This is a genomic window from Ruminococcus sp. N15.MGS-57, assembly GCF_000980385.1.
Lineage (GTDB): Bacteria > Bacillota > Clostridia > Oscillospirales > Ruminococcaceae > Hominimerdicola > Hominimerdicola aceti.
Map to the genome: position 1 here is coordinate 19,046 of NZ_LARF01000013.1, position 23,556 is coordinate 42,601.

Sequence of the window (23,556 nt, forward strand, 5' to 3'; positions counted from 1 at the left end):
CAATGAGAAAATACGAGAAGTCTAGTAAGGGCGAAATGGCGTCCGCTATGAAAAAAATAATAGAGTATATGAAAGGCAGTGTAGGTATCGTTGCCGTGGCATTGGTTCTTGCGGCGCTTGGTGCGGTGCTGACTATCATAGGGCCTGACAAGGTGGGCGAGATAACCGACCTTATGGCAGACGGACTTATGACAGGCATTGACCTTAAAGCAGTGGCAAGGGTAGGAATTTTCCTTGGAGCGATATATATTTCAAGCTCGCTTTTTACCTTTATTCAACAGTATATAATGGCGACAGTCACCCTGAAAATGTCATACAGAATGAGAAGCGACCTTTCAAGAAAGATAAACTGCGTTCCGCAGAAGTATTTCAACTCACATTCACAGGGTGATATCCTCAGCCGTATCACAAATGATGTATCAACTTTACAACAGGGTCTTACAAACAGTCTTCCGACCATAATCAGTGCAGCGGCACAGTTTGTGGGCTGTCTTATAATGATGTTTGTTACAGAATGGCGACTTGCGCTCATCTCACTGTTCATCACATTCTTGGGACTTTTCCTGATAGTTTTCATAATGTCAAAATCACAGAAGTTCTTCCTCGACAGACAGGAAAGCCTTGGTAAGCTCAATGGCTATGTTGAGGAGATGTATTCAGGTCACGAGGTAGTAAGGATATCCCGTGGAGCAGATAATGTAAAGAAACATTTTGGCGGACTTAACGAGGCTGTATACAACGCAAACTGGAAGTCACAGTTTCTGTCAGGTATCATGCAGCCGCTTATGAACGTTATCGGCAATCTTGCATACGTTGCAGTATGCGTTTTCGGCTCAATGCTCGCCCTTAACGGCACTATCACATTCGGCGTAATAATATCGTTCATTCTTTATGTAAGACTTTTCACATCACCTCTTGGTCAGATAGCTCAGGGCATGACAAATATGCAGACAGCTTCCGCCTCAGCTCAGAGAATATTTGACTTTATCGAAAGCGAGGAACTTCCAGACGAGAGCGACAAGAGCAGTGAAATGCCTGAGGTAAAGGGCAACGTAAGCTTTGAAAATGTTCGTTTTAGCTATCCTGATACTCCTGACAAGGTGATAATAAAGAACTTTTCCGCAGAGGTAAAGGCAGGTCAGAAGGTGGCTATCGTCGGACCGACCGGTGCAGGTAAGACCACAATGGTAAATCTGCTTATGAGATTTTTCGAGATAAACAGCGGAAGTATCTCCATAGACGGAACGCCTATATCACAGCTCAGCCGTGAAACTGTCCACAATATGTTCAGCATGGTTTTGCAGGACACATGGCTTTTTGAGGGCACTGTAAGAGAAAACCTTGTATACAACATGGAGGGCATAAGCGACGAGTCCCTTGAAAGAGTGTGCAAAGCCTGCGGTCTGGATAAGTTCGTTCATACGCTCCCTGAGGGCTTTGATACAGTGCTTTCTGAAAGCGTGGCTATATCCGCAGGACAGAAACAGCTTCTCACTATCGCAAGGGCAATGCTCCAGAATGCGCCTATGCTCATACTTGATGAAGCAACATCTTCTGTCGATACGAGAACGGAGCTTCTTATCCAAAGGGCAATGGATAAGCTTACAAAGGGCAGAACGAGCTTTGTTATCGCACACAGACTTTCGACTATCAAAAACGCAGACCTGATACTTGTTATGCGTGACGGCGACGTTATCGAAAGCGGAAACCATGAAACCCTTATGGCAAAGGGCGGATTTTATGCCGAGCTTTATAACAGCCAGTTTGATCAGGCTTCATAAAGCAGGCTTTTATATGCAAAGCACACGGCTTTTACGGCTGTGTGCTTTGTGCTTTTTTTACTAAAATGGGTGTGACAGTGGTGTGGCTGTATTGAAAAATGACAATAAAGTGTATTTTATTTCTTAAAATCAGATATTTCACTTGACTAATCCGTATTAAAATGGTATGATAAATATGTATTTTTATAAAATATATTATTTGCAGAAGGATTGATATATAATGAAAACACCATTTATAACCAAGGAAAAGGCTGAGGAGATAATCAAGCAGTATCCTACACCTTTTCATATCTACGACGAAAAGGGTATCAGACAGAGAGCCAGAGATCTTTACAAGGCATTTAGCTGGAACAAAGGCTTCAAAGAGTATTTCGCTGTAAAGGCTACCCCTAACCCATTCATTTTGAAAATACTCAAGGAAGAGGGCTGCGGCGTTGACTGTTCTTCTCTTACTGAGCTTATGATGAGCGACTGCTGCGGATTCAGCGGAAGCGACATCATGTTTTCTTCAAACGTAACTCCAAAGGCGGATTTTCTCAAGGCAAGAGAGCTTGGCGCTTATATCAACCTTGACGATTTCACTCACATAGATTATCTTGACGACCTTTGCGGTATTCCTGAAACTATCTGCTGCCGTTTCAATCCGGGCGGACATTTCGAGATAGAAACTCAGATAATGGACAACCCTGGTGAGGCTAAGTACGGCTTCACAAGAGAGCAGCTTTTTGAGGGCTTCAAGATACTTCAGCAAAAAGGCGCAAAGCATTTCGGACTTCACGCTTTCCTTGCTTCAAACACTGTTTCAAACGCTTATTATCCAAAGCTTGCAAGAATACTTTTTGAGCTTGCTGTTGAGCTTCATGAAAAGACGGGTGCAGACATCAAGTTCGTAAACCTTTCAGGCGGTGTTGGCATAGCATATGAGCCTGATAAGCCACAGAACGATATCTTCGCTATCGGCGAGGGCGTTCGCAAGGCATTTGAGGATATAATGGTTCCTGCTGGTCTTGGTGACGTTGCTATCTTCACGGAGCTTGGCAGATATATGCTTGCTCCGTTCGGTCATCTCGTTGCTACCTGCACACATCATAAGCATACTTATAAGGAGTATGTTGGACTTGATGCTTGTGCCTGCAACCTTATGCGTCCTGCTATGTACGGTTCATATCATCACATTACAGTTCTCGGCAAGGAGAACGCTCCATGCGACCACAAGTATGACGTAACTGGCGGTCTTTGCGAGAACAACGATAAGTTTGCGATCGACAGAATGTTGCCTGAGATAGACACCGGCGACATCATCGTTATCCACGACACAGGCGCACACGGTTTCTCGATGGGCTACAACTACAACGGAAAGCTCCGTTCAGCAGAGATACTTCTCCACGAGGACGGCTCATTCGATATGATAAGACGTGCCGAAACTCCTGCTGACTATTTCGCAACATTTGATTTCACTGATATTTTTGATAAATATACAAAGAATAATAAGTAATGACGCTTAGATCCACAGGGAATTTCTCTGTGGGTCTTGCTGTTTTTGGACGTTTGGTGAGCAAATATTAAAAAAATCGGAATTTATGTGATTTTTGCTTGCAAAATAGTATGAGATGTAGTATAATATTAAATTGAATTGGTGTATTTTTGCACCTAAGGCGTTGCCTTAATATTAAGAAAGGTCAGGGATTATATATGGATTTGAACATGGTCAAGTATCTGGCAGAGCTTAGCAAGCTGGAATATTCCGATAAAGAGCTTGCAGCCACAGCCGAGCAGATGACTGATATTATTGATCTTATGGATACCGTAAAGGAAATCGACATTACCTATGACGATCTCAAGGACAATCATGATGTTTACCTCAACGATCTGAGAAAAGACGAGGTCATCGAATCTATGCCTACTTCAAAGGTCCTTTCAAATGCAGTGAATACAAACAACTGCTTTGTAGTGCCTAAGGTCGTAGAGTAAATTTAACAGGAAGGTAGTGTGAAATTTGGACGTTTCTTCAATGAAAATCCGTGATATGCGTAAGGCTCTTGACAGTAAGGAAATTTCCGCTAAAGAGCTTGCACAGACATATTTTGAGAGAATAAAGAAATATGACGATAAGGTAAAGAGCTTTATCACTGTTACTGAGGAAAAGGCTCTGGAGCAGGCTGAAAAGGCTCAGGGCGTTATCGATAAGGGCGAAGCAAAGGCTCTCACAGGAATACCTGTGGCAGTAAAGGACAATATTTGTACAGAGGGCGTAAAGACCACCTGTGCGTCAAAAATGCTTGAAAACTTCGTTCCGCCTTATAATGCGACCGTTATGGAAAAGCTTGACGCTGAGAATATCGTAATGCTCGGCAAGACTTCCATGGACGAGTTCGCAATGGGAGGCTCTACACAGACCTCCGCTTTTGCAAAGACAAAGAATCCTTATGATCTTGACCGTGTACCTGGCGGCTCATCAGGCGGATCTGCTGCGGCTGTCGCTGCGGGACTTGCACCTGTTGCTCTTGGTACTGATACAGGCGGATCTATCAGACAGCCTGCTGCTTTCTGCGGCGTAACAGGTATCAAGCCAACATACAGCAGAGTTTCAAGATTTGGTCTTGTGGCTTTCGCTTCATCTCTTGACCAGATAGGTTCTATCGGTCTTGACGCTCATGACTGTGCTATACTCCTTAACGAGATATGCGGCTATGACTTCCATGACGGCACAAGCTCAAAGCTTGAAGTGCCTGACTTCACTGCAAAGATAGGCGAGTCAATGAAGGGCATGAAGATAGCACTTCCTAAGGAGTTCTATGCAGAGGGCATCAATGATGAGGTAAAGGCTGCCGTTTTAAAGGCTGCTGAGGAATATAAGGCAATGGGCGCTGAGCTTATCGAGTGTTCTATGCCGTCGCTTAAGTATGCTGTTCCTTGTTATTATCTTCTTGCTTGTGCTGAGGCGGCTTCAAATCTGTCAAGATATGACGGTATCAAGTATGGTCACAGAACGCTCACAGCCGACAGCTATGAAGAGCTTATAATCAAGTCACGTTCAGAGGGATTCGGCGAGGAAGTAAAGAGAAGAATACTTCTTGGAAACTACTGCCTGTCAAGCGGATATTATGACGCTTACTATAGAAAAGCAATGGCTCTCAGACAGCTTATAAGAAAAGAATACAACGATATATTCGAGAAGTGCGACGTTATTCTTACGCCGACAACTCCTGCTGTTGCATACAGCCCTGAGATGACTTCCGACCCTGTTCAGATGTATCAGGCTGATATATGCACAGTTACAGTAAATATCGCAGGTCTGCCTGCAATATCAACTCCTTGCGGCTATGACAGCAAGGGTATGCCTATCGGTATGTCTGTTATAGGCAGAAAGTTCGACGAGGCAACTATCATCAAGACTGCCGACGCATACGAAAAGGGCTTCAAGCCTGTTGCGCCAAAGCTTTAAGGGAGGTAAGACAAATGGAAAAATGGAGAACGGTCATCGGCCTTGAGATCCACGCCGAGCTGCTTACCAAAACTAAGATCTTTTGTAACTGCTCCGCTGAGTTCGGAGGTGCGCCAAATACAAGATGCTGCCCTGTATGTACAGGTATGCCCGGTACTCTGCCTATCATCAATCAGCAGGCTGTAGAGTATGCTGTAAAGGCAGGATATGCGCTCAACTGCGGTATCAACAAGTTTTCAGTATTCGACAGAAAGAACTACTTCTATCCTGACCTGCCAAAGGCATATCAGATATCACAGCTTTACAGACCTATCGTAGGTCCTGGATATGTGCCTATCGAGGTGAACGGTCAGAAGAAGAACATCAGAATAAACCATATCCACCTTGAGGAAGACGCCGGTAAGCTCGTTCATGACGCTTTCAACGGAATCTCAATGGCTGACTATAACAGATGCGGTATCCCGCTTATCGAGATAGTTACTGAGCCTGATATAGCGTCAGCAGAAGAAGCAATGGCTTTCGTTGAGCAGATATCTCTGCTTTTACAGTATGCAGGCGTTTGCGACTGTAAAATGGAGCAGGGCTCACTGAGATGTGACGTTAATATCTCTCTTATGCGTCCTGATGCAACTGAGTTCGGTACTCGTGCGGAGATAAAGAACATCAACTCTATCAAGTCTGTTGGCAGAGCTATCAAGTATGAGGAAAAAAGGCAGGCGCTTCTTCTTGAAGCTGGTAAAAAGGTCGTTCAGGAAACAAGACGTTACAACGCAAACAGAGATAAGACAACTTCAATGCGTACAAAGGAAAACGCTAACGATTATCGTTATTTCCCAGAGCCTGATATTCTTCAGGTAAACCTTACAGACGCTCAGCTTGATGAGATAAAGGCTAAGCTGCCTGAAATGCCAAGCAGCAGATTCAAGAGATACACTGAGGAATACGGTATTTCTGAGATAGACGCAAAAACGCTTATCCAAACAAAGATAATCTCAGATTTCTTTGAGAATGCACTTAAGAGATATAACAATCCTAAGAGCGTGGCTGTGTTCATTCTCGGCGAGTTTATGAGAAGAGTAAATCTGGGCGAGATAGATATAAACAATATCAGTTTCACACCTGAGGAGTTTGCAGAGCTTGTTGAAATGGCTGATACAGAGAAGGTATCAAAGAACGACGCTAAGACTGTGTTCAGAGCAATGGTAGAAGAGGGCGGCAAGCCTATGGACATTGCAAAGAGCAAGGGTATGATAATCACTGTGGATACTGCAAAGGTTGAGGCAGGCGTTGACGAGATACTCGCCGCAAATGCCGCACAGGTAGAGCAGTATAAGAACGGTGAAACAAAGGTATTCGGCTTTATCATGGGTCAGTGTACAAAGGCTCTCAAGGGCGTTGCAACACCTAAGATAATCAAGGAAATTCTTGAAAGCAAGCTGAAAGCTGCCGCTGCAAGCGCTGCTTCTGACGCAGAGAAGAAAGAGGACGTAAAGGACAACGTTATCGACACTTCAAAGCTCACAAAGTATGAGAACGCTGATAAGTATGTACCTGAAAATGACGGCAAAATGCTTATGATAGATACAGCTGACGTCAAGAAAGAGTTTATGCTTGCTGACGCTAAGGCTAATATGGGCAAGGAAGTTGAGTTTTCAGGCTGTGTTCATAGAATAAAGAACATGGGAAGCATTGCATTTATCGTTGTAAGAACCTCAAGAGATGTTATACAGACAGTTTACTCTGCCGACAACTGCAAGGATTCTATCGAGGGTCTGAGAGAGGGCTTCTTTGTAAACGTAAAGGGTATTGTTAAGGAAAACCCTAAGGACTTCAACGGTCTTGAAATAGAGCTTAATTCTATCAAGCTTATCTCAACGAACGCCGCTGAGCTTCCTTTAAAAATATCACAGGGCAGACTTAACTGCACAATAGAAGTAAATCTTGACAACCGTGCGGCTTCACTGAGAAACCCTTATGAGAGAGCTATATTCAAGCTCCAGGAGGGTCTTGTTCAGGGTATGCACAAGTTCATGCAGGCAAACAACTTCACTGAGATACACTCGCCAAAGATAGTTGCTCAGGGTGCAGAGGGCGGCGCTAACATCTTCCGTCTTGACTACTTCGGCAAGTCTGCGTTCCTTAACCAGTCACCGCAGTTCTATAAGCAAATGGCTGTGGCATTCTTTGACAGAGTTTATGAGATAGCACCTGTATACAGAGCTGAAAAGCACGCTACTTCACGTCATATCAACGAGTATATCGGTCTTGACTTTGAAATGGGCTATATCGACAGTATGTATGACGTTATGAAAATGGAGATCGCAATGCTCAAGTCCATTTTCGAGTATATCAAGGAAAACTATCAGAACGAGTTGAAGATACTTGACGCTGACGTTCCTGAGATAAAGGAAGTTCCGTCTATCAAGTTTGCTGACGCTATCGAGCTGCTGAGAGGCGGCGAGGGAAGCGGCAAGAAGTTCGACCTTGACCCTGAGGACGAGGTAAACCTCGGCAAGTATGCCAAGGAAAAGTACGATTCAGACTTTATCTTTGTTACACACTTCCCATCATCGAAGCCTCCGTTCTATGCAATGAACTCCAGAGAAGACCCAAGAGAAGCATACAAGTTCGACCTGCTGTTCAGAGGTCTTGAGATAACCTCAGGCGGTCAGAGAATACACGATTATAACGAGCAGGTAGAGAAGATGAAGGCTCAGGGACTTGATCTTGCTGACTTCAAGAACTATCTTGAGGCTCACAAGTATGGTCTGCCACCTCACGGTGGACTTGGTATCGGTCTTGAAAGACTTCTCATGAAGCTTCTTAACAAGAACAACATCAGGGAAACATCACTGTTCCCAAGAGATATCAACAGACTTCTTCCATAGTCTGGAATATGCTGACACAAGAACGGACGGGTATACTGTCCGTTCTTTTTTGTATGGGCGACCTGAGGTCGTCGGGGCTGTATAAAAGCAGAATATTTGTCCAATAAGAATAGTATAATTCAATGATACTGATTCGGAGGACTGATATTCTTGAAAAAAATTCTTGCTTTACTTATTTGTTTTTTGACCCTTTGCTCCTGCGGAGGTGAGGTGAATTCTCAGAGGGACAGGCTTGTGACTATGGAAAAAGCATCGGTGATACCTGTGTGCGGAGAGAAAAACTACACTGATGCGGAAACGTCACACAAGCTTAATTATACTGTGCAGAAAGCTATATGGATATCCTATATTGACCTTGCTGATATGCTCACCGGGAAAAGTGCCGAGGAGTTTCGTGAGAACTTTTCTCAGGCGTGTGAAAATGCTTTGAGCATAGGTTGTAATACGCTGTATGTCCACGTCAGACCTTTTGGGGACGCTATATATGATTCGGAACTTTATCCTGCATCAAGATATATAACAGGCGTGGCAGGTGAGCGGAGTGACTTCGACCCGCTTGATATAATGATACAGACTGCACATGATAAGGGGCTTTCTTTTCACGCATGGATAAACCCTCTCAGGTGTGAGAATGAGGAATGTTTTCAGAATTATGACGATAGCTTTCTTCTGAAAAAATGGTATGACGAGGGCGACGGCTACCTGGAACAGGTTGAGGGCGACAGCCATTTGTGGCTCGATCCTGCTTATGATGAGGTAAGACAGCTTATTGCAGAGGGTGCGGCGGAGCTTGCAGAAAATTATGATATTGATGGCTTGCACTTCGACGATTATTTTTATCCCACAACGGCTGAGGATTTTGACGCACAGTGCTTTTCTGCCCAGACGGAGTTTGACGATCTAGCAAAATGGCGGCTGAACAATATCTCCCTTATGGTTGGGGAGATATACAGTGCGGTCAAGGGGGTGGATAAGGATATCCTCGTGGGAGTTTCGCCTCAGGGAAATATGGAGAACAACTATGAGTATATGTACGCTGATGTGAAAAAGTGGTGCAGCGAGGAGGGGTATATAGACTATATCTGTCCGCAGATATACTTCGGTTATGAAAATTCTGTTAAGCCTTATGAGGATACCCTACAGCAGTGGGCTGATATCTGCACAACTGATGTTACGCTGGTGGCAGGTCTGGGAGTATATAAGATAGACAGCGAGAGTGAATTTTCTGAAAATATCGGCATTATCGGCAGGCAGATAAATGACGCTGTAGTTAGTTATAACTACGCAGGAGCGGCGGTATACGGCTATGCAAGCTTGTTTGGCGGCAGTGATAGAGGAGTTCAGGAGCAGGAGTGTATCGAAATTGCTTTTGATAAACTTGATACATCTGTAAAATGATATGCGATATATAAATTATGGTATGTTAAATGTAAACAAATTGTGATATATTATTATAAAATTTATGGAAGTAAACAAAAAACTATTGAAATTTCTTTTTAAATATAGTATAATGTTATATGCTGTAAGGCGATAATAGAAAATGTTTTTGTATTATTTGCCTAAAACAATATTATTTTGCTAATTATTCAGGGAGGGATTTTAGTGTACAAAATCGTAACAAGAAGACAGCTCAACGACGCTGTTGTTCTTATGGAGATCGACGCACCTTACATTGCCGCTAAGGCTGAGGCTGGTCAGTTCATCATCTACAGAGTTGATGAGAAGGGCGAGCGTGTTCCGCTCACTATCGCTGACTATGACAGAGAAAAGGGCACGATCACAATTATTTTCCAGGTAGTAGGTGCATCTACAACTGAGCTTGCAAGACTTAATGAGGGCGACTATATCCATGACGTTGTTGGTCCTCTCGGCGTTGCCACAGAGTATGACGAGGGTATCAAGAGAGTTGCAGTAGTAGGCGGAGGCGTTGGCTGTGCTATCGCTTATCCACAGGCTAAGAAACTCCACAGCATGGGCGTTGAAGTTGATCTTATCGCAGGCTTCAGAAGCAAGGATATCGTTATCCTCGAGGACGAAATGGGCAAGGCTTCTTCACATCTTCATATCTGTACAGACGACGGTTCATACGGCTATCACGGATTTGTTACAAACAAGCTTCAGGAGCTTATTGACGGTGGTGCTAAGTTTGACGAGGTTATCGCTATCGGACCAGTTCCAATGATGAAGTTCGTTTGCAAGGTAACAAAGCCTTATGATATCAAGACTCTCGTTTCACTCAACCCTATCATGATCGACGGCACAGGAATGTGCGGCGGATGTCGTGTAACTGTTGACGGCAAGATCAAGTATGCTTGCGTTGACGGTCCTGACTTTGACGGTCAGAAGGTAGATTTCGACGAGCTTATGAGAAGAAACTCAACTTATAAGGAGCAGGAAAAGGCTCACTTGTGCAGACTTACTGGAGGTGTAAGATAATGGCTAATATGAGTTTGACAAAGACTCCTATCGCAGAGCAGGAGCCAAAGGTAAGAGCTAGAAACTTCAAGGAAGTTACTTTGGGTTACACCCCTGAGCAGGCTATAGAAGAAGCTCAGAGATGTCTTAACTGTAAGCACAAGCCTTGTATGACAGGATGTCCTGTAAGCGTTAGGATTCCTGAGTTTATCGCAAAGGTAGCAGAGGGCAAGTTTGAAGAAGCTTATGCTATCATCAAAACAACAAATGCTCTGCCGGCTGTTTGCGGACGTGTATGTCCACAGGAGCATCAGTGTGAGGGCAAGTGTGTAAGAGGTATCAAGGGTGAGCCTGTTGGTATAGGCAGACTTGAGAGATTCTGTGCAGACTATATGATGGACAAGGCAGTTGCCGTAGAAAAGGCTGAACCAAACGGTCACAAGGTAGCTGTTGTCGGCGGTGGTCCTTCAAGCCTTACAGTTGCAGGAGACCTTGCTAAGCTTGGTTATGACGTAACTATCTATGAGGCATTCCATACAGCAGGCGGCGTTCTTATGTATGGTATCCCTGAGTTCAGACTTCCAAAGGCTATCGTTCAGCACGAGATAGACAATCTGACAAACATGGGCGTACATATCATGACAAACATGGTTATCGGCAGAGTTCTTTCTATCGACGAGCTTATGGGCATGGGCTATGAAGCTGTATTCGTAGGTTCAGGCGCAGGTCTTCCAAGATTCATGGGTATCGAGGGCGAAGGTCTTGTAGGCGTTTACTCTGCTAACGAGTACCTTACAAGAATCAACCTTATGAAGGCATACAAGGACGATTATGAGACTCCTATCATGAAGTCTAAGAACGTAGCTGTAGTAGGCGGCGGTAACGTTGCTATGGACGCTGCTCGTTCTGCAATGAGACTTGGCGCTGAGCACGTTTATATCGTATACAGACGTTCAATGGACGAGCTTCCTGCAAGAAAGGAAGAGGTTCATCACGCTCAGGAAGAGGGCATCGAGTTCCTCGTTCTTAACAACCCTGTTAAGATAGTTGGCGACGAGAACGGTCATGTAAACGGCATGGAGTGCATCAAAATGGAGCTGGGCGAGCCTGACGCAAGCGGCAGAAGACGTCCTATCCCTATCGAGGGTTCAAACTTCGTTCTTGACGTTGATACAGCTATCATGTCTATCGGTACATCACCTAACCCACTTATCAGAAGTACAACTCCTGGTCTTGAAACAAATGACCACGGCTGCCTTATCGTTGACGAGAACGAGTCAACAACTAAGGAAGGCGTTTACGCAGGCGGTGACGCTGTTACAGGCGCTGCTACTGTTATCCTCGCTATGGGCGCAGGCAAAAAGGCTGCTGCCGCTATCGACGAGTATATCAAGAACAAGAAATAATTTCTTGTAAATGAAAATTATTTGTTAAAAGGCTTGAAGTTTGTGCAAATATCTGATATACTAATATAGTATTATTAGATTTGGAGGTCTTTTGATGAATTTGTCAGCAATTATTTCAGTTTTGGCAGCTGAGCAGAGTTCACCTGCATCACTTGCCATGACTTTTATCCCACTGGTACTCATAATCGTGTTCTTCTACTTCTTTATTATCCGTCCGCAGAAAAAGCAGGATAAGAAAGACGCTGAGATGAGAGATAACCTTGAGATAGGTGACGAGGTCGTTACAAACGGCGGAATCGTTGGTATCGTGTTCTCTATCAAGGACGACACTGTTGTTATCGAAACAGGCGGCGATAGAAGTAAGATCCGTATTAAAAAGTGGGCTATCGCTAAGAACGAAACAATTCATGACGGTGACGCAAAGTAAATATCGCTTTTAAGGGACGGGTAGTTTTATCCGTCCCTTTTTGTGTTCTTATTGTCCGTGACTTTGAATATAATTTTTTTAGGATATTCAGTGTGGGGGTGCGGATATGAAAAACAACAGACTTTTCTGGGGCAGAAAGCTGTCGGTGCTGTCGTCAACGGCGTTGTCTGCCTGCGTGGGGTGCGGTGCGATATTTGTTGCTGTGCTTGCTTTTGCGTATGTTATCACTAAGATAGATGCCACCGACCTTATGCTGTCGGTGATGTCAACAGCGGCACTTGGTATCGGAGCGTATGCAGGGGGATATGTCTGCGGAAAAAGGCAACGTAGAAACGGTCTGCTGTCAGGTGTGCTGTGCGGAGTGTTCATTTTTCTTATCATTGTCATTCTCAGTGCACTGTTTTCTAAGGCAGCCGAAAGCTTTTCCGTGCCTGCAAAGCTTGTGCTTACCCTTGTGTGTGCAGGCGTAGGCGGAGTTGTAGGGGTAAATTCTAAAAGCAGTCGTTTTTGATAAGGATAAATGTTTATATTGCATTAACTATTCGTTCATAAAACATAGTGGGATATGTGGTATAATTAGTGTAAATCAATTATTGGAGGTAAAATCCTATGAAACATATCAAGACGATCAATAAGGCTAATCTCAAGAAGACTGCTGCTAAGGGTGGCTGCGGCAAGTGTCAGGCATCATGTCAGTCAGCTTGCAAGACCTCCTGCACAGTTGCTAACCAGAAGTGCGAGAGAGAAGCTTAATATTCCGATCTTTCTGAGGCGTGCGAGCGTACACACGCCTTGCTAAAGGGACATTTTTATGTCCCTTTATTTTTGTATAAATTTGTATATGAATATAAATGCGAAAGGTGATTTTTAAATGATACACAAGTTTAAGCTTGGCGGCTTTAATGCACTGCTTGACGTGAACAGTGGCGGAGTACATATTATAGACGATCTGACATATGATTTGTTAGACAATGTTGAGCCGCCTTTTGAGGAGAAATGTCCTGAGGACGTTGTAAGAAAGCTGTCAAAGATGTATGACAGCAAGGATATCGAGGATTGTTATGAGGAGATAGTTTCTCTTTACAATGACAAGATATTGTTCAGCGAGGACGATTACGAGAAGTATGCCCTGTCTGCTGTGGCTTCGCCTATCAAGGCAATGTGTCTGCATATCGCTCACGACTGTAACCTGAGATGTAAATATTGCTTTGCGTCAACAGGTGATTTCGGTCAGGGCAGAATGCTTATGGACTATGAAACTGGCAAGCGTGCTATAGATTTTCTTATAGAGCGTTCAGGAGACAGAAAATTTCTTGAGGTGGACTTCTTCGGCGGTGAGCCGTCACTGAATTTCGGTACGGTGGAAAAGCTTGTTGAGTATGCACGTTCACAGGAGGAGCCACACAATAAAAAGTTCAGATTTACTGTTACCACAAATGGTGTACACCTCACTGACGAGATGATAGACTTCATCAACAAGGAAATGTACAACGTTGTTCTGTCTATTGACGGAAGAAAAGAAGTCAATGACAGAATGAGAGTGCGTGTTGACGGTTCAGGAAGCTATGACAGGATCATCCCTAATTTTAAGAAGCTTGTTGAGAAACGTCCTAAGAACAAGGATTGGTATGTAAGAGGCACTTACACAAAGTATAATCTTGACTTCTCAAATGATGTAATGCACCTTTATGATCTGGGATTCGACCAGATATCTGTTGAGCCTGTTATGGCTGACCCTAGCGAGCCTTATGCTATCACTGAGGCTGACCTGCCGAGGATCTTCAAGGAGTATGAGATACTTTCTGAGAAGATACAGAAGATAAGGGACGAGGGCAAGTTCATAAACTTCTTCCACTTTATGATAGACCTCGACCAAGGACCTTGTGCGATAAAGAGACTTAGGGGCTGTGGAAGCGGAAACGAGTATGTTTCTGTTACTCCTGACGGCGATATTTACCCATGTCATCAGTTCGTTGGTATCACCGAGTTCAAAATGGGCAATCTCTATGACGGCACATTTAACGAGGAAATGAAAGATATGTTTGCTCACGCACACGTTTACAACAAGCCAGAGTGCAAAAAGTGCTGGGCAAAGTTCTATTGCAGTGGCGGTTGCAATGCAAACAACTACATTTACGCAGGTGATATCCACAATGCGCACAAGCTGTCATGTCAGATACAGAAGAAGCGTCTTGAATGCGCTATCATGATGAAGGCTGTTAAAATGCTCGACAGCGCAGAATGAATATAAATATTTTGTAAATTTCACGCATTGTAACTTTTGCGTACATATATAAACTTAATATGTACAAAAACGTTTGAAGTTTAACAAAAAAATTTATTGAATAATCGGTTTAAAAAGCACGGAATAACAAATGACGTTATTCCGTGCTTTCTGCTGTTATTACATAGTATGATCATGTCGGAAAATAGCAAAATATGTCTGTCATATTAATAAGTATTAAGATAAATATAATGTATACTAAGCTGGTAGCTTATTGACAAAGTGGGTCGAATTTAGTATAAGATTGACATAAACAAAAGGTGCTTGGCGGTCATGTTACCGCAAATCGGCTATAACGAGCGCCCTCTGTATCGGACAGGATAAACCGACAAATTATTATGAAAAGGACGAAGAGATATGAAAACTAATGAAAAGAAGAATACTTCTGCTAAGAAGAAACTTATACCTGCAGTTGCAATGCTCACAACTTCCGCTGTAATGCTTTCTACTGCTACTTACGCTTGGTTTACGCTTAGCAAGACTGCTGAAGTTACAGGACTTAACCTTGCCGCTACAGCAGGTGGCTCACTTGAAATTTCACTCGGACAGGTTGATAATGGTGTTTTGAGTTCATCTGATTTGACTCCTACAGCTGACAACATTTCTTGGGTAAGCACAGTTGATATTGGTCAGTATTATGAAAAAGTTGGGAAATTGAAGCCAGCTTCAACAGTTGACGGTAATAGCTTGTTCTACGCTGAGGATAGTGGTATATACGCTGGTGGTAGAGCTGTTATGGCTGATACTAAGGTTAAAGCCGCAACTGATGAAGCAACTTTGACAGCGAGAACTACAACCGCAAATACAGCTCTTGCAACAGATGAAGCTTCTGGTGCTGACGGATATTATGTTGACGTTCCAATGTGGATAAGGTCAACAAAACAGACTAAACAGGACGTTCAGTGTCGTGTTACAATTAAGAATAAGGATAGTGAGAATAATACTGAAAATGATTTGCAAAAAGCAGTTAGAGTTGCTGTTTTGCCGTTGAAAACTGCAACTGAGGCAAATGATAGTACAACAGTTACAAATACTTTATCTGTTACAAAAGCTAGTGCAGTTGCTGGCTATGCAGATACAAAGTACACTCTTCTTGGCGATAAAGCGAGTGTATTTGGTCTTAATTGGGACAACTACACGGATAATAAGGGTATAAAGACAACAGAGGGTGCTAATTATGGTGCTAAACTTGATACCATTACTTTTACCAAGGGTACAGCACAAAAAGCCGTTCCAACTAGCAGAGATAGCTTGGACAATCTTACTACTGTATTTGAACTTGCTGGTGCAGGAAACAACGAGTATTCAGTTGAGGGCTTTGTTGTAAGAGTATGGATTGAGGGCGAAAGCAAATTCTGTAATGATGCAACTGCAAATCAGGATTGGACAATTCAGCTCGATTTCCAGGCAAAGGATAACGCAGGCAACTAATCAATAAACAATAAAACAAAAAAGACGCCGAAGAAATTCGGCGTTTTTTGGTAAATGGGTATAAAAAATAATTTTCCATATTTGGGGAAATCTCCCGATTTTTCTTTGTTTTTTGTCGAAAATATGCTATAATAATACATTGGAGCAGAAAGGAAGTGGCTTTGCTTTGGGCGAAAATTCTACAGTTGACGGCGTTCGTGCCGTGGAGCTTTTCTATAGACCTATAAAAAATACCGACAGCGGCAGGGTCACTTTTTTGCAGTCGCAAACAAGGCTCAATTCTCCTGTTATGGGAACGCTCATGCCTGCGGATTATCTCCCTGTGGCTCAGCTTTCCGACCGATGTGTTAGCATTTTCAAGCTTGCTTTCGTTCAGCTTTTGCAGGCTTTGGGCAAGTTTCACGAAAGGGAAGTTGACGTTGATTGGGCAAGCGTGTTCATGCCTGCAAGATTTTTAAGGCAGACGGAAGCTCCGAGAGTTGCGGCAGATTATTGCGATAAGTTTGGCGTGAAGTATGAGCGTGTCTGCTTTGAGTTGTCGCCTGATGTGCTTGATGAAGCTGACAGCACAGCGGCAGATAACGTGGCTCTTATGAGAAGACAGGGCTTTCATTTTCTGCTTACAGGCTTCGGCACTGAGGGCTTTAAAATGCTTAAGACTGCTGAGTTCAAGGTAGATAATATCATGCTTGACGGCTCAGTGGCTCAGGTTCTTGGTAAGAGCGACAGGTATGATACCTGCGTGAACTCTCTGCTGAATTTCGTTTTTGACCTTAATGCTGAGGTCATAGCTGACGGCATTACTGATGATAAGCAGGTGAAACAGCTCAGCGGTATGCAGTGCCTTTACTATTCGGGAGAAAATGCAGGAAAATATATTGCGGAAAGATACGTTCGCAATAGAAATGAGTAATAAACGGGTGATACGGTTTTGGACGGTAAAAATATAGATAAAAATACAAGAGTAGTCGATACCCTTGCACTTCGCAGGACCGCCAAGGAAGCTAAACGCTATGTGGTATTGATGAGATTGCTTAAAATTCTTGCCATTATACTTATCGCTATCGTGGCGGCGGCTTATGCGGTGTCTTATTTTTACGACAAGTATGGTAGCTTTACAGTTAAGATAAGTAAGTATGATATGATAAATCAGGGGCTTACTCTTTCGGAAACTCCTGACTATACCACGAGCAATTCAAGGCTCAATGCGGATATCCTCTATGATATGACAAATATCAGTGGCGAAGATCTCCCTGATAATATCGACAAGATAAACGGCAGCCATAATGGCGAGGGGTATATAGCTTATACTTTCTATCTCATAAATTCCGGTGAAGACACACTTAGCTATGACAGCGAAATGACTATCGAGAACGTCACGAACGGTGTTGATGAAGCTATCAGAGTGGAGCTTTTCGTGAATGGCGAGAAAACTGTTTATGGTAAAACAAAGTCTGACGGCAGCGGTAAGGAAAGGGATTGCGACAAGGAGTTCGCCTCCTCTGCTGAGGTCATGAAGGACCGACGTGAAAAGCTTGGTCCTGGTGAGAAAGACAAGTATACAGTAGTTATATGGCTTGATGGAAATGACCCTGATTGTGTTGACAAAATAATCGGTGGCACAATGAAGCTTGGTATGAATTTCAAGATCGTTGAAACAACTTAAAGAATTAGAAGGGAGGAAGCCTCGGGTTTCCGAGGTTTTGAATTATGAAAAAAGCTTTGAAGATCGTTTTTAATGTTATCGCATGGGTGGTGCTTATCTTTGCACTGCTTATAACAATTCTCGTGTTCTCGTCTGATAAGAATAATGGTACGGCAAGTCTGCTGGGATATGTCCCACTCACAGTTGAATCTGACTCAATGAAGCCAACTTTCAAAAAAGGCGACCTTATTATCTCAAAGGAAATAGACGATATCAATTCTCTGAAAAAGGGCGACGTTATCACTTTCTGGACTCTTATAAAGGGCCAAAAGGTGAAGAATACCCACCGTATCGCAGAGGTACTCAATGATAACGGCTCTGTAGGCTTTATCACACGAGGCGATGCTAATAACGTAGATGATACATACACTGTTTATGCAGGTGATATAATCGGTCAGTGGAATGGTGCAAAAATAGGCGGTTTCGGCAAGGTAATGGATTTTCTCAGAACAAAAACGGGATTTTTCATTTGCATACTTTTGCCGATAGCACTGTTTTTCCTCTTTGAGCTTTATAAGCTTATCGCAACCATAATCGAGATAAAGCGTCCTGCTATCACAGAGAGCGATGAGGAAGAAATAAAAAGACGTGCAGTTGAGGAATACCTTGCACAGCAGAAGAAAAAGGAAGAGGAAAATGCACAGCAGGAGAAAAATGACAAATAACTGCTGCTTGGGTGATACATTATGAATGGATTTCTGAAATGGTTTTTTGTTTTCATGTCGTCAATGCTTGCAGGCTTTGGGCAGATCTTCAAGGGTCTGTGGAACGGCATAAAACAGATCTTTAATATAAAAAACTACATAAGGATATTCAAGACCTACTCGGCAGACTTTGGTGCGCTGGGCTGGGTACTTTCTGTGCTTGCAATTATCGTTGTTGTGGCTATCTTTGTGCTTATTATTTTTATGATAGTTCTTGCTGTGAGAAAGTACATAAGATTCAGACACTCTATCGTCAGCAACGAGGATCTTATCGAAGAAATATCTGACCTGCAGCGTCAGGTGGTCAAAATGACCAAGGAAAAAGATGAGATCATGGCAATGAAGGTGGCTCAGCTTGGCGTATATGATAACACCGCTCTTGCAGAGGGCGAGCAGATGCCTGCACAGGGCGAAGTTCAAACCATTGTGGACGGCGTTGTTCAGACTGCCGACTGCCGTTTTTCAAAGCTTATCGAGGTGGATAATTTCTACAAGACATACGAGCCGCCTGCTTACAATAATGACATTACCCTTAGCGGTATCTGCGAAGCATACAGAAACTTTGCCTGCTCAAGAATGCACCTTTATTATGACATAAAAACTATCCGACTTTTCATTGCAGGCATGGCTTCAACAAAGCTCATTATCCTGCAAGGTATCTCTGGTACAGGTAAAACATCATTGCCATATTCATTCGGTAAGTTCTTGCAGAAAGATACCACTATTGCTTCTGTTCAGCCGTCATGGCGTGACAGAACTGAGCTTTTCGGCTACTTCAACGAGTTCACAAAGAACTTTAATGAAACAGAAGTCCTTAAAAGAATTTATTCTTCTGAATACAATGACGATGTAAACTTCATACTCCTCGACGAGATGAACATTGCGAGAGTGGAATATTACTTTGCAGAAATGCTCTCGATTCTTGAAATGCCTGATCCTGCCGAGTGGGAGCTTGATCTTGTTCCTAATGTGTGGAGTACCGACCCTGTTCGCCTTGATAAGGGCAAGCTGCGTATTCCGCAGAACATTTGGTATATCGGTACTGCCAACAACGACGATTCTACGTTCACTATCTCAGATAAGGTATACGACCGTGCACAGCCTATCAATCTTGACGCAAAGGGCGTTGCTTTTGACGCACCTGACACGCCGCCTATGAATTTAAGTTTTGAACATCTTGATACACTCTTCAAGGAAGCTTTTCAAATGTATCCCGTTTCACAGGACAGTCTGAAAAAGATCCAGCAGCTTGACCTGTGGGTAATTGAAAAGCTGAGAGTGGCTTTCGGTAACCGTATACTTAAACAGATGAACTTGTTTGTTCCTGTATATGTTGCCTGCGGCGGCGAGGAACTTGACGGCATCGATTATGTGCTGGCAACTAAGATATTCAGAAAATTTGAGTCGCTTAACTTGGCAATGCTAAGAGAAGAGCTGAAAGAACTTTGCACCTATATGCAGAAACTTTTCGGCAGAAACACTATGAAAGAATCTATCGCATATCTTGAAAGATTGCAGAAACTGTACTAAAATTTGTACTCATAAACTTTGAGAGGAGGGACGGGCATGAGCGAATACAACGAACAGCGTGCAGCTTTTGACAAAGCTGTAAAGACGTTTGACGGCAATAACAGCTTTGCGGCAGCCCGTGCCTTGCTTCTTTCGGGCGAAAAAACTGTATCTTTTAATCGTAAGATAATCGAGAAGAATATAGATTCGTCCTGGCTCACAGAGATAGAAAAAGCTTTGCCACATCTTGATACGGTAATAAGAAATCCCAGAAACACCATTAAAGAAGTGGAAGAGATCGTGCCTATCGCTATGTCAAGGAAGATAACGGTAGAGTCCATAAAACATCTAGGACAGCACACCGATCTTATTCAGGATATCGACAAAAAGACTGGAAAGATAACTCCGTCAAAGATACTCAACATTCATAAAGAGGAAACTCTTGATACATATGAAAATAGATTTGTAAATACCCTTATCGACAGGCTATACATTTTTATAAATATTAGATACAATAAGCTTGTCCAGACCGCAGAGGCGCAGGAGGCTTATTCTTTTAATTACGATACCGTGGCTGACAGCGGCGACGGGAGAAAGGTCAACATTAGTTTTAAGATAGAAACTGTTGACAGTCTTGTCGGCGGCAGCAAGGATACTGACGTTTGGGCAAGGCTTGAAAGGGTCAAAAAGGCTATCGAGGGCTATAAAGGTTCAGTGCTTTGTACCACTCTTGGCAACGCTTTTATCAGACCGCCTGTTATGAGAACAAACGCTATAACTAAAAATGTGGACCTTATGGCGTGTCTTACCCTTTGGCAGTTTATCGAAAGCTACGATAAGGCAGGCTACGAGGTCAACGTTTCTGATACTGCACAAAGACCTGATGATTCTTATATCGAGGATATATATGGTCTGACCGCAATGAACTATATGCTTTTCCGCTCCTATACTCATGGGGCAGACAAGTCGGAGGAGCTTAAAACTATAAAGAGCAAGACCCTCGCACCAAAGGTTGTCAGGCGTTTTGATAAGCAGACGTCTGATAAATATGATGTCATAGTTGGCGAGGGCGAACAAAGTAGTGCAAGTAAGACAGATATGGGTATGTCTGCCGAAGAGGCAGGAAACCTTACGGCAGAGCTTGACCGTATAGTTGAGATAGAAAAGCAGTTTCTCAAAGACGAGGAAGACCGTAAGAGGGCTGAGGAGCTTGCGGCTGCAGAAGCTGAAAGAAAGCGTGCCGAGCAGGAGGAACTGGAGCGTCAGCGGCGTGAGGAAGAAGAGCGCATAAGGCTGGAGCATGAGGAAGCTGAACGCAGAAGATTGGAGCTTATCCAAAAACAGCAGGCGGAGCAGGCTGCAAGAGAAAAGGCGGAGCGTGAGGAACGTGAACGCCGTGAAAAAGAGGAAGAGATCAAGCATATCGCAAGACGCAAAAGGCAAATGGAAGAGCGCCAACGCCGTGAAGAGGAGCAGCGTGTCCGTGAGGAAAGAGCTAGGATCCGAGAGGAGAAAAAGCTCGTCCGCAACAGCCTTGGATCTGCTATGGATCAGCAGATCAGCACGAATGAAGAAGCCGTGTCTTCAAGCTTTGTGTCAGAATATGAGTCCCCTGAGATCGCTGCAAAAAAGGCGAAAGAAGCACAACAGCAGCGTGAGCAGGAACGTCGTGAGCGTGAACGTGCTGAGCGTCTTAAAGCTGAACGTGAAAGCTTTGAAAATAAAAATATCAATGAGATATTTAAAGAATATTCCAAAAATCCATATTACATGGCAAAACGTGGCATAACATATGTTCTGGCTCACGCATTTGGGATCATACCTGTTGTGACGGATAATCCGGACTATATCAGAATGCTCAAAGTCAAGAAGGAAAAAGAACTGGCTGAGGCAGAGAGAAAACGTGAAGAGCGTGAAATTGAGATCATCTATGAAAAATATGCTCCGTATCTGAAATATGATGTAAAGAGGCGTATCAAAAACAGGCAGTTTAAAAAGAGAAAACGTCTTGAGCGAAAGAACAGACCGCCAAGACCATATATTCCGCCACAGCGCACCGCTGAGGAGCAGAAAGCTATCGACACTGAAATAAAACGACTCTATAAGGAGTATCATGTTTCAGCAGTTGGCAGAATGGCAAGGCATTTAAAAGAGAAATATAGCAAACAATGACACGGAGGGAGAGTCGTTATCATCGGCAAGGCGTTGAGGATAGTAAAAATAGCTTTGACAATACTTGGCTCTGCTGTGTTTGCGGCACTGCTGAGTGTGACGGTGTACATAATGGTCTGCGGCTGTATCGGCAAAACAGCAAGCATTTTTGGTTACAGCGTACTGAAAGTCGTGAGTGGAAGTATGGAGCCGTCTATACATGAGGGTGACTATATTTACATCAAAAGGACGGATACTGACAGCTTAAAGGCAGGGGATATCATTTCGTTCTACTCTCAAGATGATAGTATTAAAGGCGAGATAAATACTCACAGGATATCTGAGGTTTTGAGCGACGGCACTTTTGTTACTAAAGGCGATGTTAACAAAATAGAGGACAGCGTGACGGTGCAAAAAGCCAGCATTATTGGAAAATACTATGGAAAGCTCAGATTTTTCAAGTGGCTTGGGTCATTTGCATCAACAAAGAAGCTCCTCATACTGTTTGTGATAATCCCAACAGTTTGCATGGCGGTGTATGAGGTAAAAACTATCGCTGAGATAAAAATATATTCAAACCGTGATGAAGCCTTGAAAGCGGCTGAGGAAGAAAAAGAGAAGCTTATGCGTGAGGCTGTTGAAAAGGAAGTTCAGCGGCTGAAAATGCAGGAAAACGAGAAAAAGGAGGCGAACAGCTTTGAATCAGGAAAAGATAATGAAGGCTAAAATGATAACGGCTATCGTTATTTGTATTGCGGCACTTGCAGGGCTGTTCGTTTTTATCGGCCTTTATATGGACAAGTCCGAGGAAGTCAGAAAGACTTACATTGCTAAGTATATGGAAAATCTGTCTGCCGCCTCTGAGGAGATAGACACTTATCTTGAAAGCGGCAAGGATCTTCCAACGAGATATAACATGATACTTTCGGATATGGGTGCGGCAAGGTCGCTGGTATTTCTTATCGACGATTACACTGATGAGAAGAAGGCTATAAATGAGCTTCATTACTGCTTTGTGAAGTATCCCGAACAAATGCAGGGCAAGCTTGAGGACGTAAAAAAAGCACTTGACCATATCACCGAAAATCTTGACAAAGGCTATAGGGAAGTCAACGAGATAGTTGATTCGGTTGATAAAATGGGAAATTAATGCAAGGAGGACAACAACGTGAGCAGTAAAGGGCAGCTTAAAAGAGAAATAAAGAAATGCAGACTTACTATCGAGGAGATAGAGCGTAAGAGATCACGTTCACAATCAGCACTGGTTCAGGCAATTCTTTTGCAGGAAGAGCCTAACGAAATGGACGTTGAGTGGTTCAACAAATACACAGGCGAGATAACCGCTTGCAGAAACCACATGATAGAATTGCAGAAAGAGCTTGACTCGATGAAATAATGGAGGTCGCCAAA

21 protein-coding genes are annotated in these 23,556 nt (G+C 43.3%); all 21 read left to right on the forward strand.

Features of this window, described 5'->3' with window-relative positions; translation table 11 throughout:
- Positions 1-2 precede the first annotated feature (2 nt).
- The 21 genes from WS40_RS03945 to WS40_RS04045 all read left to right on the forward strand — a co-directional run bounded on the left by WS40_RS03945 (position 3) and on the right by WS40_RS04045 (position 23,542).
- On the forward strand, positions 3-1,781 hold the full coding sequence (locus WS40_RS03945; RefSeq protein ID WP_046440363.1) for an ABC transporter ATP-binding protein: 1,779 nt from the start codon (positions 3-5) through the stop codon (positions 1,779-1,781).
- 220 nt (positions 1,782-2,001) lie between these two features.
- Positions 2,002-3,276 carry a diaminopimelate decarboxylase gene (locus WS40_RS03950; RefSeq protein ID WP_022287279.1) on the forward strand — a complete coding sequence of 425 codons (1,275 nt, stop codon included), beginning with the start codon at positions 2,002-2,004 and terminating at the stop codon, positions 3,274-3,276.
- 197 nt (positions 3,277-3,473) lie between these two features.
- A complete protein-coding gene (gene gatC / locus WS40_RS03955; RefSeq protein WP_038671608.1) occupies positions 3,474-3,752 on the forward strand; it encodes an Asp-tRNA(Asn)/Glu-tRNA(Gln) amidotransferase subunit GatC in 279 nt (92 codons plus the stop codon).
- A 25-nt stretch (positions 3,753-3,777) separates the two neighbouring features.
- On the forward strand, positions 3,778-5,226 hold the full coding sequence (gatA, locus tag WS40_RS03960) for an Asp-tRNA(Asn)/Glu-tRNA(Gln) amidotransferase subunit GatA (RefSeq protein ID WP_046440365.1): 1,449 nt from the start codon (positions 3,778-3,780) through the stop codon (positions 5,224-5,226).
- Between the two features lie 14 nt (positions 5,227-5,240).
- Positions 5,241-8,114 (forward strand): Asp-tRNA(Asn)/Glu-tRNA(Gln) amidotransferase subunit GatB, encoded by a 2,874-nt coding sequence (gene gatB / locus WS40_RS11395; protein ID WP_325208402.1) that lies wholly within the window; start codon positions 5,241-5,243, stop codon positions 8,112-8,114.
- 210 nt (positions 8,115-8,324) lie between these two features.
- The gene (locus WS40_RS03975; RefSeq protein WP_325208403.1) at positions 8,325-9,512 is read left to right on the forward strand and encodes a glycoside hydrolase family 10 protein; all 1,188 of its coding nucleotides are present in this window, start codon (positions 8,325-8,327) and stop codon (positions 9,510-9,512) included.
- Positions 9,513-9,716: 204 nt separating this feature from the next.
- Positions 9,717-10,550 (forward strand): sulfide/dihydroorotate dehydrogenase-like FAD/NAD-binding protein, encoded by an 834-nt coding sequence (locus WS40_RS03980; protein WP_046440370.1) that lies wholly within the window; start codon positions 9,717-9,719, stop codon positions 10,548-10,550.
- On the forward strand, positions 10,550-11,935 hold the full coding sequence (gene gltA / locus WS40_RS03985) for an NADPH-dependent glutamate synthase (protein ID WP_046440372.1): 1,386 nt from the start codon (positions 10,550-10,552) through the stop codon (positions 11,933-11,935). The genes WS40_RS03980 and gltA overlap by 1 nt, the downstream gene beginning before the upstream one ends.
- 94 nt (positions 11,936-12,029) lie before the next feature.
- Positions 12,030-12,362: a preprotein translocase subunit YajC gene (gene yajC / locus WS40_RS03990; RefSeq protein WP_325208404.1), complete on the forward strand. Its 333-nt coding sequence runs from the start codon at positions 12,030-12,032 to the stop codon at positions 12,360-12,362.
- 106 nt (positions 12,363-12,468) lie between these two features.
- The gene (locus WS40_RS03995; protein ID WP_046440374.1) at positions 12,469-12,873 is read left to right on the forward strand and encodes a TIGR04086 family membrane protein; all 405 of its coding nucleotides are present in this window, start codon (positions 12,469-12,471) and stop codon (positions 12,871-12,873) included.
- A gap of 98 nt (positions 12,874-12,971) precedes the next feature.
- Positions 12,972-13,115 carry a six-cysteine ranthipeptide SCIFF gene (scfA, locus tag WS40_RS11400; protein WP_013498654.1) on the forward strand — a complete coding sequence of 48 codons (144 nt, stop codon included), beginning with the start codon at positions 12,972-12,974 and terminating at the stop codon, positions 13,113-13,115.
- A 118-nt stretch (positions 13,116-13,233) separates the two neighbouring features.
- Positions 13,234-14,607 (forward strand): thioether cross-link-forming SCIFF peptide maturase, encoded by a 1,374-nt coding sequence (gene scfB, locus WS40_RS04000; protein WP_022287270.1) that lies wholly within the window; start codon positions 13,234-13,236, stop codon positions 14,605-14,607.
- Positions 14,608-15,003: 396 nt separating this feature from the next.
- Positions 15,004-16,077, forward strand: coding sequence for a hypothetical protein (locus tag WS40_RS04005; RefSeq protein WP_046440377.1), 1,074 nt, complete (start codon positions 15,004-15,006; stop codon positions 16,075-16,077).
- A 139-nt stretch (positions 16,078-16,216) separates the two neighbouring features.
- Positions 16,217-16,990 (forward strand): EAL domain-containing protein, encoded by a 774-nt coding sequence (locus WS40_RS04010; RefSeq protein ID WP_325208405.1) that lies wholly within the window; start codon positions 16,217-16,219, stop codon positions 16,988-16,990.
- A gap of 18 nt (positions 16,991-17,008) precedes the next feature.
- Entirely contained in the window at positions 17,009-17,743 is a 735-nt protein-coding gene (locus WS40_RS04015) for a hypothetical protein (protein ID WP_242998084.1), read from the forward strand.
- A 44-nt stretch (positions 17,744-17,787) separates the two neighbouring features.
- Positions 17,788-18,447 carry a signal peptidase I gene (locus WS40_RS04020; protein WP_046440380.1) on the forward strand — a complete coding sequence of 220 codons (660 nt, stop codon included), beginning with the start codon at positions 17,788-17,790 and terminating at the stop codon, positions 18,445-18,447.
- A 21-nt stretch (positions 18,448-18,468) separates the two neighbouring features.
- Positions 18,469-20,016 carry a hypothetical protein gene (locus WS40_RS04025; protein WP_046440383.1) on the forward strand — a complete coding sequence of 516 codons (1,548 nt, stop codon included), beginning with the start codon at positions 18,469-18,471 and terminating at the stop codon, positions 20,014-20,016.
- A 36-nt stretch (positions 20,017-20,052) separates the two neighbouring features.
- Positions 20,053-22,167, forward strand: coding sequence for a DUF2357 domain-containing protein (locus tag WS40_RS11405; RefSeq protein ID WP_325208406.1), 2,115 nt, complete (start codon positions 20,053-20,055; stop codon positions 22,165-22,167).
- Between the two features lie 54 nt (positions 22,168-22,221).
- Positions 22,222-22,872, forward strand: a complete 651-nt coding sequence (locus tag WS40_RS04035) for a signal peptidase I (protein WP_325208407.1) — start codon at positions 22,222-22,224, stop codon at positions 22,870-22,872.
- On the forward strand, positions 22,844-23,296 hold the full coding sequence (locus WS40_RS04040) for a hypothetical protein (protein WP_325208408.1): 453 nt from the start codon (positions 22,844-22,846) through the stop codon (positions 23,294-23,296). The genes WS40_RS04035 and WS40_RS04040 overlap by 29 nt, the downstream gene beginning before the upstream one ends.
- An 18-nt stretch (positions 23,297-23,314) precedes the next feature.
- Entirely contained in the window at positions 23,315-23,542 is a 228-nt protein-coding gene (locus tag WS40_RS04045) for a hypothetical protein (protein WP_022286677.1), read from the forward strand.
- Positions 23,543-23,556 lie beyond the last annotated feature (14 nt).

Coding starts and splice junctions, on each gene's coding strand:
- WS40_RS11405 (WP_325208406.1), top strand. CDS start 20,053: ATGAGCGAATACAACGAACAGCGTGCAGCTTTTGACAAAGCTGTAAAG.
- WS40_RS04005 (WP_046440377.1), top strand. CDS start 15,004: ATGAAAACTAATGAAAAGAAGAATACTTCTGCTAAGAAGAAACTTATA.
- WS40_RS03995 (WP_046440374.1), top strand. CDS start 12,469: ATGAAAAACAACAGACTTTTCTGGGGCAGAAAGCTGTCGGTGCTGTCG.
- WS40_RS04025 (WP_046440383.1), top strand. CDS start 18,469: ATGAATGGATTTCTGAAATGGTTTTTTGTTTTCATGTCGTCAATGCTT.
- WS40_RS04020 (WP_046440380.1), top strand. CDS start 17,788: ATGAAAAAAGCTTTGAAGATCGTTTTTAATGTTATCGCATGGGTGGTG.
- WS40_RS03945 (WP_046440363.1), top strand. CDS start 3: ATGAGAAAATACGAGAAGTCTAGTAAGGGCGAAATGGCGTCCGCTATG.
- gltA (WP_046440372.1), top strand. CDS start 10,550: ATGGCTAATATGAGTTTGACAAAGACTCCTATCGCAGAGCAGGAGCCA.
- scfA (WP_013498654.1), top strand. CDS start 12,972: ATGAAACATATCAAGACGATCAATAAGGCTAATCTCAAGAAGACTGCT.
- WS40_RS03950 (WP_022287279.1), top strand. CDS start 2,002: ATGAAAACACCATTTATAACCAAGGAAAAGGCTGAGGAGATAATCAAG.
- scfB (WP_022287270.1), top strand. CDS start 13,234: ATGATACACAAGTTTAAGCTTGGCGGCTTTAATGCACTGCTTGACGTG.
- gatC (WP_038671608.1), top strand. CDS start 3,474: ATGGATTTGAACATGGTCAAGTATCTGGCAGAGCTTAGCAAGCTGGAA.
- gatB (WP_325208402.1), top strand. CDS start 5,241: ATGGAAAAATGGAGAACGGTCATCGGCCTTGAGATCCACGCCGAGCTG.
- yajC (WP_325208404.1), top strand. CDS start 12,030: ATGAATTTGTCAGCAATTATTTCAGTTTTGGCAGCTGAGCAGAGTTCA.